The organism is Bacteroides sp. AR29 (assembly GCF_900217715.1).
Lineage (GTDB): Bacteria > Bacteroidota > Bacteroidia > Bacteroidales > Bacteroidaceae > Bacteroides > Bacteroides uniformis.
Genome location: NZ_OBMS01000039.1, coordinates 1 through 15,660 on the forward strand (window position 1 = coordinate 1; position 15,660 = coordinate 15,660).

Consider the following 15,660-nt stretch of genomic DNA (forward strand, 5'->3'; position numbering starts at 1 on the left):
CCTCTTCCTTGTGAACCTTGATGCCAAGGAACGACCCATCCTGCTCGATATAATAGAGGACCGACATGGGCGCAAGTCCATCATCATCACCTCGCAACTGCCAACGGACAATTGGTATGATGCAATCGGAGACCCTACAGTAGCAGATGCCATTATGGATCGTATTATACATACGGCGCACCGGATTGAGCTGACAGGAGAAAGTGTCCGTAAAATGGCTGCATACAGAGGGAAATAAACTAAAATAATAATAACCCCATCGGTCAAGACTTTTTAAGGGGGCATTGTTGAATGTTTTAAGGGGGCAGAATCGCTTGGTTTTAGGGGGCAGCTTACACTGGATTTTCCAACACCTATAATACTAGGTTTTGTTGTAATAACAGTTTCTTTTGCTTGTACAAAAAGATTTTTCTACCATATTATGATGGAGAACTCTAATCTTTTGTTGTTGGGTGTGCAAAAAGAATTCATCTCTGTTTCCTCTACAATAAATGAACCCCAAAATGAACCCCAAAAAGAACCCCAAAGTGAACCCCAAAAAGCAAATAATGATACTCAAGAGAATGAAGTTGGTGGACAAGAAATCCCGAAAGTGGACAAGAAAAGTGGACAAGAAACCTTGAAAGGTGGACAAGAAATCCTGAATGACACCAAAAATGACACTAGAAATGATACCTCAAAAGATACTAGCTATTCCTACCTTGATAAGTATGCGATGCTACAGGAGAACATCGAAAAGGAAAACATTAAACGCAAAGTACTCATCATGGAGGCTGTACGTGAGTATGTTACCTACACAGTAGCACCATATCTAAAGAAAGAGGATGTTTTGATTTTATTGGAGAACATCAACTGTATGGCAATAGGTCATACAAGTTCTTATAAAAGTATTCGCTCTGATTTAAACAATCCATTAAGGTCGCCCGATTTACGCCATTTGGCATGGAACATTGGCGAAAGATTAGGAATTCCAAATAGAGAACGTGCCATTTTTATTAAGGCTTCATTTCCATTTGAACTTCGTGATGCAACTGTTGAGTATCTTGAAAGGAATCTCCGTGATGTTATTCCGGCATCAATACCAATAGATAGACCAGCCAAGGGTGACTACAAATTCAACTCAATGAAGAAGACTATAGCTGCTTAGTAATAATTTACTTGTTCAGCAAGATTATTATTCCAGTCTGCACTATTTCTGCGATTATTCATTATATTCATTTGCACCATGTTAAACCTCAAAGTTAAAAAACATGGTAACAAAAGAATTTACATTTAACGACCTACCAACAGTTGTAGGTGAGTTGTGCGAGAAAATCGCAAGTCTGGAAACGACGATTAAAGAGAACATCAAAAATCGTAATGAGGTAAAGGAGAACACGCATGTACTCATGAGCGTACAGGAAGCGTGTGAATACCTTAAAATGCCTCTGTCAACCTTCTATTACAAGGTAAAGAATGATGGTCTTCCTGCTATCAAGCAAGGCAAGCATCTTTTGATCTATCGGGATGAACTCGACAAATGGCTGGAACTTTCTCGCAAGAATCCGGTTCCCTTGACAGCCGAGGAAGAGAATGAGAAACTTTCGGCATCGTTCCGTCGCAAGGCAAAACCCTTAAAGTGGTAGCATTATGGAATACAAAGAAAACATCCGTAAGATGCTGCCCGATGAGTTGGCAGCCTGCATTGAGGAATCCACTATTCACATGGTCGATCAGTACACCTGTTCGCCCGAAGTCTTGAGAGTTGGGGATGCTGTTATCGGGACACTCGGCAATTTCAGTGCATCCATCGGTAAGGCAAAGAGTAAAAAGACATTCAATGTCTCTGCCATAGTTGCTTCTGCCTTATCGAACGACGAAGTGCTCCGTTACAATGCTGATTTTCCATCGGACAAACGAAACATCCTTTACATTGACACCGAGCAGGGACGCCACCATTGCCAGAATGTACTAAAGCGAATTGTCCGCTTGGCTAATTTGCCGATAGACATGGAACCCGAAAACCTGAAGATATTGGCACTCCGCAAATATACTCCAGAGGAACGATTGGATATTGTGGAGTATGCTTTGAATACAATTCCGAATATTGGTCTTGTTATAATAGATGGTATCCGTGATTTCGTCTATGACATTAATTCTCCAAGCGAGGCAACCAAAATAATCTCTAAACTGATGCAATGGACTGAGGACCTTCAGATCCATATTCACACCATTCTTCACCAAAACAAGAATGACGAGCATGCCCGTGGTCACATCGGAACGGAGTTAAACAACAAGGCCGAGAGCATCATGCAGGTTGAGGTAAACAAGGAGGATAAGTCAATAAGCATAGTCGAGGCTGTACACATTCGTGACAAGGAGTTTGAGCCATTCGCCTTTCGCATCAATGAAGAGGCATTGCCTGAATTGGTGGAATCCTACGCACCAAAAGAGAAGAAAGTTGGTCGACCTAAAAAGGAACCGTTTGATCCCTATAAAGACATTTCTGAAACAGTACACCGCAAAGCTCTTGAACTAACATTTGCCAATGGAGATATTAGCGGTTATGAGCAAGTGCGTGAAGCATTGCAAAATGGTTATGCCAGTGCAGGGTACAAACTCAGTTACAATAAATCGGTAGATGTTCTGAAATTTCTCACCAACAAGCGGATGGTGGTTAAGGAGAAAAACGGCTACCATTTCATGCCTGACTTTCATTATTGATTCAACTTTACTTTATTTCGGGGGCATATATATAGGAATAAAGTAAAACTCTACATTTTACTAAATCCTATAGATTGCTTAGCAGAATACAACAGGTATCTGTTGCGAGATATGCCAAGGTATAACCTCACTTACGTTGAGATTCCACTTTGGCCCTCTCGCCAGCTCTGTTACACAGCTGGTATGCTACTCGCAAGCTCGCACCCTTTTCATTTATAAAAAGACATCCATATGAAGAATAAGATAAATCAAACGAACCCCACTCCCATTACGAAGAGAAACGTATTCGTTGGAGCCAAAGTAACACCGCAACAGAAAGAGGAAATCCATGCGCTTGCCAATCAATGCGGCATGACCGTCAGTGATTATCTTCTAGCCAGAGCCTATAACTATAAGCCAAAAGCCAGACTCACCAAAGAAGAATCTCTCCTCTTACAGAACCTGGATAATTGTCGTGCTGACTTGGTGAATTACGTATCAGCTTTGCACGGCATGAATAATAAACAACGATTGGAGATGTTCAACCGAATACCATTTATGGTTGGCTGGCTTCAAAAACTGGGAGATGTAGCCGAGGCTGTTTGCCAGTTCCTCGAAAGCGTGAGAGTCCCGAACAACATTCCGTCTAACAACCAAACCGATGACTTATGATAGCAAAGGCCAAAGCAATATCGCATGGGATAAACGGAATCCGTTACATCACCGGTGAATCGCACAACAAAAAGCATCCCGAAAAGATACATCGTATTATGGACAATCTGCTTCCCTCTCATCTTGATGCTATGGGAATCTGGAACTCCATGTTATTTACACTCTCAGCGTACAAGAACATGAAGAATTCGGTCATCCGCATAGAGCTAAGTCCATCACCCGAACATACCAAGTATTTCAATCCTGCCGATTGGAAAGACCTTTGGCTTGAGTTTCTTGCCGAGTTTGACAAGCAAAAGATTCAGGATAAGAACGGCAAAATCATCTCCAATCAAACACACCTGATGAATAGTAAACATACATTGTGGCTGCATACAGAATCCAATGGAGGAGTACCACATCTACATGGCGCTGTATGTCGAGTGGATGAAGATGGCAATATAAACAACGATCACCATATCCACCTTAGGGCACAGCGTGCAGCCGAACTAGTAGCCTTGCGCAGAGGCTGGATAACGGCAGCACAGGTAAGGAACAACAACATTCATCAAGTGAACAATGACTGCATGGAGATTATCCGAGGCATGTCCTCATGGTCGTGGATGGATTACAAAGCAGTTCTCATCCGAAAGGGATATTCTGTCCTTGAACGCAGAGATAGTAAAAACATTCTCCGTGGTTATATCCTTCAAAAAGGAAATGCCAGATACAAGGCATCCGAATTGGGTGTAGGTAGAAATCTGATGGCATCAAAACTCTATCAGACCTGGATGAAAGAACATCCCGAAAACAATCACCCACAAAAAATGCGTGAGTCTAAGTCTATAACAAGACCCTGTGTGGGATACACTCAATATGAACATGGAACAGTTCCTTATCGCCTCACCACTAATGGACATGAACATGGATTCTATATCCCCGAAAAAGTACTTACGATGTTTGACGATGAATTCGACTACCGTTTTATCAGCAATGCCCAGGAACTTACCGATATGGCTGTTTCTATTTTTGTCGGCTTGCTTGCAGCTCAGGATGTAAATGTTGGCAGTGGCGGTGGAGGTTCACAAAGCGACCTGCCATGGAGAGATAAAGACGATGACGACTTGAAGTGGGCACGCAAATGCGCACTTGCTGCCAGTCGCTCATTGGGAAAGAAACCTAAAACTGGATTCAGACGGTAGCCTATGAAGAAGAAATTTGATTTTTCGGCAGAGATTGAGAGTGCCGAAGCACGTACCAATCAAGAATATCGAGAGCGTTATGAAGAAGAGAACAAACTTCTGAAGGTTAATGCCGAAGAACTCATGAAGCTGAACGACAATATCCATGATATGCGTACAGGTCTTGAGCAACTGGTAAATGCCGTGCAACATTACGAGTACAAAATAGCCAGTACAACCTTGAAGCAAACAGAGAATTTAGGGAATGGCTTAATCAGTAAACTCAGCAATGAACTTGATGTTCAGTACTCCAAATTCGAAGCCAGAATGAAGGAACATAAAGATGAAGATAGAATCAGAGTGCCGACACGCGTATTCTACATTTCAGTCATTTGCCTTGTCACCCTCTTCTGTTTTTTCATCTGCACCATAGCAGCCAATATTCATTTGCTAAACTCAAACTTGCTCTGGAAGATTTTCTGGTGGAGCATAGGAATAGCCTTTGTGAGTATAGGGTTGGTAATTGTTATTCCGAAATTGATGGAAGAATCAAAGTAGATACTTAGACCATTTGTCCGAGGGTATTAGAATTTTTCTAATTGAGTCAGACTGTTATTTCTAAACATATACCTTTGATTAAGCATTTGTCCGACACTTACAAAAAATATTTGTAAGGTTCGGACATATGCCATTTTAGGGATTACCGCTGCTATTTGATAATAAGTAAGCATTTCTGGGTGGTTGTTTCCAAAATGGAAATAACTGCTTTTTTTATGTGATTCATCTAATTTTCTTCTTGTTATATCTTTTTATTGCATAATATTATATATCTTTGCTTAATAATAGTAAATACACGCACATGAATCGCATAAAAGAAGTACTTGAGGAACGAGGCATCAAACAAACTTGGCTTGCAGAAAAGTTAGGTAAGAGTTTCTGTATGGTAAACTCATATGTTTGTAATCGTCGTCAACCTAGCCTTGAAGTATTATTCGAGATTGCTAAAATACTGAATGTTGATCCTAAAGAATTGATTAAAAGTAATTAATACCCATGACTATGATTGAAAATTCAGTCCTTAAATCTACGAGGTGCTTATATCATTCAGCAATCTATGATTTTTTACAGACTAAAAATACAGAGATTTTAGGTGAATTGATATCATCTTATCATGGTTCTAGCTTAACTACTACAAACGAATCGTGGGAGGAAGAAATTCGTATACTGAAAAGTGTTTTAGAAACATGGAAGGATGAAGATGCGCATATTATATTCGAATATGCAATACCTCGTCTTGGCAAACGAATAGATGTAGTACTCCTATTAAAAGGCATAGTGTTTTGCCTTGAGTTTAAGGTTGGTAAAAGTGAAGCATTACAAAACGATGTAGAACAAGTTCTTGACTATGCCTTAGATTTAAAAAACTTTCATCTATATAGTGGCAACAAACCTATTGCTCCGATATTAATTCCTACAAAATACAATAAAAAGATTGCAAATATTCAGCCATCTGTCTACAATGATGGGATTGCAAATCCTATTATTGCATCAGAAACAACATTAAAAACTGTAATAGAACGGATTTTGGAGTCTATGCAGTGTGAATTTGAACACAAACAATGGGGACAAAATTGGATTATAAGCCCATATGTTCCAACCCCTACTATTGTAGAAGCAGCACGTACATTGTACGAAAATCATTCAGTTGAAGATATTACGAAACATGAGGCTGATAAAGCATCTACAGATACCACAATAAATTATCTTTTAAAGGTAATTGAAGAAAGCAAAAATAACAAAAGAAAGAGTATTTGTTTTGTTACAGGTGTTCCTGGTGCAGGAAAAACATTAGTTGGACTTGATGTTGCGATTAAGCAGACATATAAAGAAGGAGAAAAGGATAAAGATAATGGTGCTGTATATCTTTCAGGAAACGGTCCTCTTGTAGCCGTTTTGACAGAAGCTTTAGCTCAAGATAATCAAAAAAAATGTAGACTTAAAGGAGAACGAAAGAATCTTTCGGATTCACGAAGAGAGGTTTCAGAATTTATTCAAATAATTCACCGTTATAGGGATAACATGCTTGCAAAAATCAAGAATCCTGTTGAAAACGGAATTCTAGAAATTGATCCACAAAAAGCCGTTAAATATAAAGAATCTGGATATGGCGAAGTTGAACATATTGCCATATTCGATGAAGCACAACGAACATGGACACATGAACGCATAGCACTTTATCTTAAACGTGGAGGAACATATGGCAATAAGCTTAAAGTACCCAATTTTCCTATGTCAGAAGCCGCTTTTTTGATATGGTCATTAGATCAGAGAGAAGATTGGGCCGTAATTATATGCCTGGTCGGTGGTGGCCAAGAAATCAACACTGGAGAAGCAGGTATATCAGAATGGATCAATGCTTTAAATACACAATTTAAACATTGGAATATATATATATCAAATAAACTCACTGAACCGGAATATGCAGAAGGTAAGGTTAATGAATTATTAGAAAATAACACCAAAGTTACATATTCAGACAATTTACATCTTAGTGTTAGTATGCGCTCTTTTAGAGCTGAGTCATTATCAAATTTTATACATTCGTTGCTAAGTTTCAACGTAGATGCTATCTCATTATATAAAGATATTCAACAAAAAGGATATCCTATTTTCTTAACAAGAAATATTGAAACCGCAAGAATGTGGCTTAGAAAGAATGCGCGAGGTACACAACAAACTGGAATATTAGTCTCAAAAGTCGCTGTTCGTTTTAAGCCTCAGGCCGTAAATGTTATTGCTCAAGGAGATGAAAATGCGGTTCACTGGTTTCTTGAGGATAAGACCGATATTCGTTCATCTAACTATTTAGAAGAAGCAGCAACAGAAATTCAGGTCCAAGGTTTAGAGTTAGACTTTGCTTGTATTTTATGGGATGCAGATATGCGATACAACAATCATAAATGGGATTTTTTCAAATTCAATGGAAAAACCAGATGGATCCCTGAGAAAAATTTGAATAATCAGAAATATATGCTTAATGCTTACCGAGTTCTATTAACAAGGGCTAGACAAGGTATTATAATATGCGTGCCTAATGGTAATTCAAGACTCAATTCTGAAGGCTTTCCTGAAGATGCTACACGATTGCCGGAGTTTTATGATAGTACATATGAATATTTTAAAAGTATTGGTATAAAGGAAATATAATGAAAGTTATAGAAGTCGTTGCAGCGATTATACATCGAGATGGAACATACTTTGCCACTCAGCGTGGATATGGAGAATTTGAAGGGATGTGGGAGTTCCCTGGTGGAAAGATTGAGCCCGGCGAAAGTCCAGAAGTTGCTCTCAAACGTGAAATCCAAGAGGAATTGAGCATAGATATAACCATCGACAAGTTTCTCTGCACTACGGAATATGACTATCCATCATTCCATCTGACAATGCATTGCTATCTATGTGGTATTAAGGCTGGAGAAATAGAGCTTAGAGAACATAAATCGGCCCGATGGCTGACCGCTGAATTACTTGATAGTGTTGAGTGGTTGCCCGCAGATAAGGAAATTGTAAATAAACTTAATTAATATAACTTAGTCAATATTAATGTTGAGTAAAAAAGACATAGAAGAACTTGCTACAGGTGCTGTTAGACGATATTTCAATACCTGCGAACTCATTTCACCCCAAATTCAGGAGAATGACAAATCTCCTGATTGGGATGGTTTTTTGAATATCTACAAACATAAGAAGGATATTAGAGCAAACTATGTCGGAAGTTTACGTATTCAAATTAAAGGAAAGCAGGTTAACGATTTTGAAGAAAAGGAAAGTTTTCCTGTGGAAACTGTTTTCTTGAAAAATTCTCGTAGCGAAGGATTTGTCTTTTTTGTAGTAGAGGTTAAGGAAGATGGGGCATCGAGAATCTTTTATAAAATGATGGCTCCCATAGAAATTAGGAGTGAATTATCAGTTTTAAAAGAAGGACAGAAAACAAAAACATATTCCTTTGATTATTTGGATGATAATAAATCTATTGTCTCCATACAATTGGCAGGTTTTATGGAAGATTGCATTAAGCAGAAAAGTTTTGCCAATAAGAATGAATTAAAGATTGAAGATATCCAAAATGCACAAGAATACCAATGGGGCTTTTCTTTACAAGGAAAGAAGGAGAATTTTGCAAAAGATATTTTTGAAGGCTTTAAATCATTTATCTATGTCAAAACTAAAGAAGGTGCAGAAATTCCTTTGGGTAATGGCCGAATGACGATTTACTTTCCTGAGATAAGATCATCAAAAGAAGAAACTGTAAAAATCAGTGATGTTGTTGTTAGTGAATCATATAACCATAGTATCTCAAAACAATTTACAACATACGAAATACCTGGTATATTATCACTGAAAATAAATAATGATCCGTTGATTAAAGAAAACAATGTAAATATCGATATTATTGCCAAAACAACTGAACAATACATTATCGCATATACTACATATTTGCAGATTCTTAAAGAGAAACACATTAAATTTGGTGAGCATTCATTTGATTTAAAATCTTCTGTAGATGCTCCCATTCTATCTCATATTGAAAATAAATTAGAAGATTTCAAGAAACATGCTCAGGTAATGGAGTTTCTTAATGTCATTACCCCAATTGATTATAATGAGTTTGATGAAGATGATAATATATCAATAAAAAATCTATATTCAACATTGATAGAACATCAATCGATCAGTTTGAACAACCCCAATGGCGTATTTAGGTTGAATATAGCAAACATATGCTTACTATTAAGTAGCCATTGTGATGACAATGGAAAGTATTACATAGATGATTTCTTTGAGAGTTCGAACATAAAGGTAACAAGCGGAAATGGCGAGCTTCCATTTCAGGTTCCACCATTTTCATGGCTTGAACAAAAGGGATATGTTATGTTCGATAATATCCCATACGAAAAGATAATTAATTCGTATGAGAAATACACATCAATAGATAAAAGAGTGTTGTTACAAGCAAATCTTGATTTACTGGAGATGATTAAAGCATCTGACGAGTTATTAATGAAATCACTGAATTCTAAAAGAGAACATGTATTAAATGTTTCACTATCATTTTCTCAGTGGCTTATGGGAGTCAATGAGGATTCAACATTAGTAAACATACATCATATAAATGAGTTGCAAATCAAGAAAAGAATGCGACCATTGACTGATGAAGAAAAAAGTTCTCTATTGAGGTTGACTCAGTCTGATGACTTAATGATTAAGGCAGCGGCATATATTCTCTTGGATAATAAGGATATTGCAGAATACATAGTGACTCAAATGGAAGATGAAGATAGAAATGTGTTTACAACCTTTCCGATTTATAATCTCTCCAAAATTAAACTACCATATAACAATTAAGAACTAAAGTTATGTCAAAGTTAAATGTAGACCAAAAATCCGTAAAGGATCTTTTTCAAAATAATAAAGCTGATTTTCTAATACCAGATTATCAACGCCCTTATGCTTGGGAAGATAAGGAATGTCAAACACTGTGGGATGATATTTTTGCATTTGCTTTTCCTGATGATGATTACGAAAAGTTTGATGGTAGTAAAGATGAATATTTTCTAGGACCTATTGTTACATTCCGCAACGACAATGGCAAACTTGAAGTAATCGACGGTCAACAAAGATTAACTACTTTGATGCTACTTTTGCGTGCATTTTACAGCATGTTTGACAATATGAAGGATGCAAACTCCGTCAAGACTCGTGAAAATATAGCCAAATGTATTTGGAAGACCGATGAGTTCGGAAGTCCAGATATGAATATTCTTAAAATTGATTCACAAGTTGCTACTGATAAGGATAAAGATGAATTTCTTTCCATCCTTAAATCTGGAATGGTAACTTCTGAACAGAAAAGTAAGTATGCAGATAACTATCGTTTCTTCCAAAAAGAAATAGATAAGTTCTTGAAACAATATCCTAGTTATTTTCCATATCTTCCGATACGTATATTAAACAATTGTATTCTACTTCCTATTGAGGCAGAATCTCAAGACACTGCACTCAGAATATTCTCTACATTGAATGACAGGGGTAAACCACTTTCCGATGCTGATATATTCAAAGCTCAGTTCTATAAGTTTTATAGTAAACTGGGTAAAAAGGATGAGTTTATAACTCAATGGAAAGAATTAGAAGAACTTGCAGAGAAAATTTTCCATCCTATATATGGAACCCCAATGGATGAACTCTTTAGCCGTTACATGTACTATGAAAGAGCACTAAAAGAAATCAAGAGTTCAACAACAGAAGCTTTGCGTAAATTTTATGAACGAGATGGTTATAAACTTCTGCAATCAACGGCCACATTTGAAAATCTTAAATTATTGGCCTCATTTTGGAATGATGTTTCCAATCAAAATAAGGAGAGATTTTCAGATAAAGTATTGCGTAGATTATTTGTTCTGAATTATGCTCCTAACAGTATGTGGACATATTTCACATCCGTTTATTTTATGCACTATAAGGATGAAGACGGCAGTTTAGAAGATGATAAATTTTACACTTTCTTGTGTAAAACAACTGCATTTGTATGGGCTTATGCATTGACAAACCCTGGTCTAAACTCTTTACGTACTCCGATCTTTGCTGAAATGGTAAACATCATCAAAGGTAAAGATGTGGCATTTGCGGATTATAAATTCGATATTCAACAATTTAAAAACATCTTCAATAACTACAAATTCTTTAATGGACGTCCTTTAACTAAGTCGATGATAACATGGTGGGCTTATAATTCTGATGATCAAGAATTAATGTCACTTGAAACTGTTATTGAGATTGAGCACATCTATGCAAGAAATAGATTTGAAAAAGAACATAGTTTAACAAGTAAAGAAATTGTTGAGTCTCTTGGCAACAAAGCCATCTTAGAAAAACGTATAAACATTAGAGCATCAGACTACCGTTTTGAAGATAAGAAGAAATATTATAATGGATATGAAACGCCTAGAGGTCCTAAAGCTGGAACAAAGATACGAGAACTAACTAATCTTGCAGCTTCAAACACAGATTTCAAGGAGTCAGATATAGAGGCTCGCTATAATAGCATACTTAATTCTTTTGTAGACTATCTTAAATCAAATGAACTGATAAAATAAGTTGAATATGAGACCTATACGAGTATTCCTATTAAAAGGAAAAGAAAGCATGATTGACCATGTAAAGAGCATTCAAGAATTAGGATGCGCTTATTGGAAAAAGGCTCGAAATAAGAATCTCAACGTTGGAGATATATGTTATCTCTATCTGATTGGTAAAGGTCATTATCAGGTTCGTTACCGTCTTGAGGTTGTAGACACAAGTTGCGTTCGACAGGATAGTTCTTGCTGGATAACACCTTTCATCGCAGATAATGATTGTTATAAGCTTATTCCTACATATAGTATGTATGACGGTAATGAACTGTCTCTAGATACTCTCGAAAGCATAGGTATCAACCGCCATACACAATTTAAAGAACTTGATGAGAAACAAGAAGAGTATTTAAGTAGATTCTTTAATTAAGAATAGATAATGAATCCACGGAAATATATGATAATCGACTTGGAAAAGAAAGGTGATAAACGAATGTTTGTCACCGAACAAGTCGTTCATATAAGTGAAAACAACAATGGTTTATGGGCTGTTAAATTTTCTACATCGCAGCGGATTTTCAATTATAACAAATCAAGACTATTATATTTTACCAATCCTATCGGTGTTAATTTAATAGAAAAGGGTCTTTATATAAAGAACAAACACATCAACAATGTTTCAGAACTTCTCAGGTTTGATGATGGGAGACATATTTTCTACCATGTCGTATATAACAATGGATTTACAGAGAATCTGGATGGTGACGAGGTGTATGTAACTCGTACACCTATCGATAAAAACGGTGGAACAACTTGGGAATACCTGAAGAAACTAGCCACTGAAACAGGTTTGATGACTGAAGAAGGTGATAATATTCTCTCTCTCCAGTATGGAATCATCGATGTTAAGAGAGATAATGTTCCCTTAGCACAGTATTTGGGTGATAAAACAAAACTAGCAACTTATAGAATACCTAAAACTATATATTATCCTTTTGGTTGCAATGCCAGCCAAAAGAAAGCTGTAGAAAATGCATTAACCAATCAGGTAAGCGTTATACAAGGTCCTCCAGGAACCGGAAAAACTCAAACAATACTGAATATTATAGCCAATCTTTTATTGGCAAAGAAAAGTGTTCTCGTTGTCTCAAACAATAATTCTGCCGTTGATAATGTAGCAGAAAAATTGGAAAAAGAAGGATTAGGATTTCTTGTCGCAAAATTAGGAAGCGTTGAAAATAAAGAATTTTTTATAGCCAATCAGCAAAATTATCCTTTAATGGATAACTGGAAATTTGAAGAAGTAAATTCTATCAAACAGCAAGTTACCCAAGCATTGAAGGATGTCTCACTATGTTTTGATGGCCAATCTAAGTATGCATTATTAAAATCAGAGCTTGACGCGCTACTGAAAGAGACCAAATATGACATAATGCATAACGAAGTGTCTGACAATCATAAATGGCTGTTTAACAAACCATCAAAGAAGTTAATGTCTGTCAGATTACAGTATGGCATTTTGATGGAAAATAGCAAAAAAGTCAGTCACTTTCAAATGCTTAAATGGAGTTTTGCATTAGGTTTTAAAATATACAAGCTATTAAAATCTGAACCTCAAACTGTTATCAAAGCATTTGAGTCAGCATATTATGTTGCAAGAAAACGTGAGCTAGAGAATGAACTCTTATCTATTGAAAACTCGCTCAAAACGATAGATATAAGTCAAAGAGTTACAGACTTAAGACAATTGTCGTTAAAGGTTCTGAAAAATTCAGTAGCAAAACGTTTTACAGGTGAGCGAAAGAGATTTACCCTTACGTCTATTAAACCTCAGACAGAGGCTTTCCTTAAGGAATATCCTGTAGTGTTGAGTACTACATATTCAGCAAAAGCTTGCATCAGTAAAGATATGGTTTTTGACTATCTTATTATGGATGAGGCATCCCAAGTTGACATCAAAACTGGTGCTTTAGCCCTGTCATGTGCTATGAATGCAGTAATAGTTGGTGACGATAAACAATTACCGAATGTGGTAAGTCAAGAAGAAGAAATAGCATTGAATGCTATACAATCAACATATCATGTAGATGAAAAATATCAAGCAACAACAAATAGTTTCCTTCAATCTTGTGTCAAGGTATTAAAAGATGCACCTGTCACTTTATTGAGAGAACATTATCGTTGTCACCCTAGAATTATAGACTTTTGTAATCAACGGTTCTATAATGGGGAACTTATCGCCATGACTTCTGATAATAATGAAGGTAAGGTTTTACAAGTAATAAAGACTGTACCGGGTAACCACGCACGAGGGCATTTTAACCAGCGTGAAATCGATGTTATAATTCAAGAGGTAATGCCAGAATACTCTACATCTGATAGTGTTGGTATTATCACCCCATATAGGGATCAAGCAATAGCTATAAACCAGGCATTGGGTAAAGATGTGGCAAGTACTGTACATAAGTTTCAAGGTAGAGAATGTGACGCGATTATTATGAGTATGGTGGATAATATTCCTACTGATTTTTCAGATGATCCAAACCTGATGAACGTGGCTATCTCGCGTGCAAAAACAAAACTGTGTATTGTGGTAAATGGTAATGAAATGCCATCAAATTCGAATTTGGCACAACTAATCTCGTATATACAGTATAATAATTTCGAAGTTAAGGAGAGTAAGATTCATTCTGTATTCGATATCCTATACAAACAATACACTGCAGAAAGATTGGCATACGAGGTTCAAAGCGGTAAAGTATCGGAATATCTCTCTGAAAATATAATATATGATACTCTAGTTAAAGCTATTGATAAAGTACAGATGAGTAACTGTGACGTAGTTTGTCATTATCCTCTTTCTCGACTTATAACCGATTTTAATGGACTAGAAACTCAAGAAATTGCTTTCATTACAAATGCGTTGTCTCATGTAGATTTCTTAGTCTATAATTCGATTACCAAAAAGCCCTTAATGACAATTGAAGTGGATGGATGGAAATATCATAATCAAAGTGAAGTTCAGCAATCAAGAGATAAACTAAAAGACAATATCCTTTCTAAATATGGATTAAAACCCTACCGTATTTCTACAGTTGATACAGTAAATGTAGAAACCATAGAAGAAATGCTTGCAAATAACCTTAATAAAGTCGTATAGATATTGTACCATGGAAATAGTTAATCTTCTCCACTTTGGGAATCGCACCGAACTTCGGCAGTGGCTCAAAGAGAACCATCGCAAAGAGAAATGTTGTTGGGTGGTGACATATCGCAGTAAATGTCCAGAGTGGCCAGCTATACCATACATTGAGGTTGTGGAAGAAGCTCTTTGTTTCGGTTGGATTGACTCTACATTGAAACGGTTGCCCGATGGGCGGTTGGCTCAGCGCCTCTCTCCTCGCCGACCTAAGAGCCATTGGACTCAACTGAACATGGACAGATGCGTGGATCTTGAAGATAGAGGACTGTTGACTGAGGCAGGCAGACGAGCTTTTGAGAAAGCATTCGAGTATGAGATTATTCCACCAGATTCTGAGTTAAACCAAAGGATAAAAGAAGAAACCAAATTCAGACGACCAGGAATGTATAAAGAAAGTTGATATATCCTGTAATTTTAAATTCACACGGTAGTGTAAAATAAACTGTGTCACGCATTATTTATCTCTAGAAAACTCATCGGTCGGGGAACGGCCCGCGCCAAGGGGCGGGACCACCCGTCCCGACGAGCGTAAAATTACAATAATTTAAACCGGTTTCCAAACTTTATAGCCAGTTGTTGCGAGATGGTAGCCCAATTGGCCAGTGGCATGGTCCATTTCTTACGTATATTGCGGTATGCAAGATAAACAAGTTTCTCAAGGGCTGTATCCGATGGGAACACGCCCTTGTTTTTTGTTACCTTGCGGATCTGACGGTGATACCCCTCAACGGTATTTGTGGTATAGATAAGCTTACGGATGACCGGAGTATACTGGAAGTATTCGGACAGCTTATCCCAGTTGTCCTGCCAG

At 37.0% G+C, this 15,660-nt stretch carries 16 protein-coding genes; 15 read left to right on the forward strand and 1 reads right to left on the reverse strand.

Annotated elements, in window-relative coordinates; genetic code table 11:
* From CSD97_RS18080 to CSD97_RS18150, 15 genes are all read left to right on the forward strand, one after another.
* The coding region (locus CSD97_RS18080) for an ATP-binding protein (RefSeq protein ID WP_159461934.1) at window positions 1–238 on the forward strand (238 nt) is incomplete at its 5' end.
* Window positions 239–421: 183 nt separating this feature from the next.
* Window positions 422–1,147 carry a hypothetical protein gene (locus CSD97_RS18085; protein ID WP_098032858.1) on the forward strand — a complete coding sequence of 242 codons (726 nt, stop codon included), beginning with the start codon at window positions 422–424 and terminating at the stop codon, window positions 1,145–1,147.
* A 103-nt stretch (window positions 1,148–1,250) separates the two neighbouring features.
* A complete protein-coding gene (locus tag CSD97_RS18090) occupies window positions 1,251–1,625 on the forward strand; it encodes a helix-turn-helix domain-containing protein (RefSeq protein ID WP_074706321.1) in 375 nt (124 codons plus the stop codon).
* Window positions 1,626–1,629: 4 nt separating this feature from the next.
* The gene (locus CSD97_RS18095) at window positions 1,630–2,703 is read left to right on the forward strand and encodes an AAA family ATPase (protein WP_098032859.1); all 1,074 of its coding nucleotides are present in this window, start codon (window positions 1,630–1,632) and stop codon (window positions 2,701–2,703) included.
* A gap of 231 nt (window positions 2,704–2,934) precedes the next feature.
* On the forward strand, window positions 2,935–3,354 hold the full coding sequence (locus tag CSD97_RS18100; RefSeq protein WP_098032860.1) for a metalloproteinase: 420 nt from the start codon (window positions 2,935–2,937) through the stop codon (window positions 3,352–3,354).
* The gene (locus tag CSD97_RS18105; protein ID WP_098032861.1) at window positions 3,351–4,535 is read left to right on the forward strand and encodes a relaxase; all 1,185 of its coding nucleotides are present in this window, start codon (window positions 3,351–3,353) and stop codon (window positions 4,533–4,535) included. Before CSD97_RS18100 ends, CSD97_RS18105 begins: the two co-directional genes overlap by 4 nt.
* A gap of 3 nt (window positions 4,536–4,538) precedes the next feature.
* Complete coding sequence (locus CSD97_RS18110; RefSeq protein WP_098032862.1) at window positions 4,539–5,072, forward strand: hypothetical protein; 534 nt, start codon at window positions 4,539–4,541, stop codon at window positions 5,070–5,072.
* A gap of 301 nt (window positions 5,073–5,373) precedes the next feature.
* Window positions 5,374–5,562: a helix-turn-helix transcriptional regulator gene (locus CSD97_RS18115; protein ID WP_074706305.1), complete on the forward strand. Its 189-nt coding sequence runs from the start codon at window positions 5,374–5,376 to the stop codon at window positions 5,560–5,562.
* 5 nt (window positions 5,563–5,567) lie between these two features.
* On the forward strand, window positions 5,568–7,721 hold the full coding sequence (locus tag CSD97_RS18120) for a DNA/RNA helicase domain-containing protein (RefSeq protein ID WP_244284059.1): 2,154 nt from the start codon (window positions 5,568–5,570) through the stop codon (window positions 7,719–7,721).
* On the forward strand, window positions 7,721–8,098 hold the full coding sequence (locus tag CSD97_RS18125) for a (deoxy)nucleoside triphosphate pyrophosphohydrolase (RefSeq protein ID WP_098032863.1): 378 nt from the start codon (window positions 7,721–7,723) through the stop codon (window positions 8,096–8,098). Before CSD97_RS18120 ends, CSD97_RS18125 begins: the two co-directional genes overlap by 1 nt.
* Before the next feature lie 19 nt (window positions 8,099–8,117).
* On the forward strand, window positions 8,118–9,920 hold the full coding sequence (locus CSD97_RS18130) for a hypothetical protein (RefSeq protein ID WP_098032864.1): 1,803 nt from the start codon (window positions 8,118–8,120) through the stop codon (window positions 9,918–9,920).
* An 11-nt stretch (window positions 9,921–9,931) separates the two neighbouring features.
* On the forward strand, window positions 9,932–11,671 hold the full coding sequence (locus tag CSD97_RS18135; protein WP_098032865.1) for a DUF262 domain-containing protein: 1,740 nt from the start codon (window positions 9,932–9,934) through the stop codon (window positions 11,669–11,671).
* 7 nt (window positions 11,672–11,678) lie between these two features.
* Window positions 11,679–12,077, forward strand: a complete 399-nt coding sequence (locus CSD97_RS18140) for a hypothetical protein (protein WP_098032866.1) — start codon at window positions 11,679–11,681, stop codon at window positions 12,075–12,077.
* 9 nt (window positions 12,078–12,086) lie between these two features.
* Window positions 12,087–14,807 (forward strand): AAA domain-containing protein, encoded by a 2,721-nt coding sequence (locus tag CSD97_RS18145; protein ID WP_098032867.1) that lies wholly within the window; start codon window positions 12,087–12,089, stop codon window positions 14,805–14,807.
* Between the two features lie 10 nt (window positions 14,808–14,817).
* Complete coding sequence (locus CSD97_RS18150; protein WP_098032868.1) at window positions 14,818–15,249, forward strand: hypothetical protein; 432 nt, start codon at window positions 14,818–14,820, stop codon at window positions 15,247–15,249.
* A gap of 134 nt (window positions 15,250–15,383) precedes the next feature.
* Here the strand turns inward: CSD97_RS18150 and CSD97_RS18155 are convergent.
* A partial coding sequence (locus CSD97_RS18155; RefSeq protein ID WP_143272445.1) for a transposase occupies window positions 15,384–15,660 on the reverse strand: 277 nt, incomplete at its 5' end.

Excerpts from the sequence above, each read along its gene's own strand:
- CSD97_RS18090 (WP_074706321.1), top strand. The coding sequence starts at position 1,251 with ATGGTAACAAAAGAATTTACATTTAACGACCTACCAACAGTTGTAGGT.
- CSD97_RS18140 (WP_098032866.1), top strand. The coding sequence starts at position 11,679 with ATGAGACCTATACGAGTATTCCTATTAAAAGGAAAAGAAAGCATGATT.
- CSD97_RS18085 (WP_098032858.1), top strand. The coding sequence starts at position 422 with ATGATGGAGAACTCTAATCTTTTGTTGTTGGGTGTGCAAAAAGAATTC.
- CSD97_RS18110 (WP_098032862.1), top strand. The coding sequence starts at position 4,539 with ATGAAGAAGAAATTTGATTTTTCGGCAGAGATTGAGAGTGCCGAAGCA.
- CSD97_RS18100 (WP_098032860.1), top strand. The coding sequence starts at position 2,935 with ATGAAGAATAAGATAAATCAAACGAACCCCACTCCCATTACGAAGAGA.
- CSD97_RS18130 (WP_098032864.1), top strand. The coding sequence starts at position 8,118 with ATGTTGAGTAAAAAAGACATAGAAGAACTTGCTACAGGTGCTGTTAGA.
- CSD97_RS18150 (WP_098032868.1), top strand. The coding sequence starts at position 14,818 with ATGGAAATAGTTAATCTTCTCCACTTTGGGAATCGCACCGAACTTCGG.
- CSD97_RS18105 (WP_098032861.1), top strand. The coding sequence starts at position 3,351 with ATGATAGCAAAGGCCAAAGCAATATCGCATGGGATAAACGGAATCCGT.
- CSD97_RS18135 (WP_098032865.1), top strand. The coding sequence starts at position 9,932 with ATGTCAAAGTTAAATGTAGACCAAAAATCCGTAAAGGATCTTTTTCAA.
- CSD97_RS18125 (WP_098032863.1), top strand. The coding sequence starts at position 7,721 with ATGAAAGTTATAGAAGTCGTTGCAGCGATTATACATCGAGATGGAACA.
- CSD97_RS18095 (WP_098032859.1), top strand. The coding sequence starts at position 1,630 with ATGGAATACAAAGAAAACATCCGTAAGATGCTGCCCGATGAGTTGGCA.
- CSD97_RS18115 (WP_074706305.1), top strand. The coding sequence starts at position 5,374 with ATGAATCGCATAAAAGAAGTACTTGAGGAACGAGGCATCAAACAAACT.
- CSD97_RS18145 (WP_098032867.1), top strand. The coding sequence starts at position 12,087 with ATGAATCCACGGAAATATATGATAATCGACTTGGAAAAGAAAGGTGAT.
- CSD97_RS18120 (WP_244284059.1), top strand. The coding sequence starts at position 5,568 with ATGACTATGATTGAAAATTCAGTCCTTAAATCTACGAGGTGCTTATAT.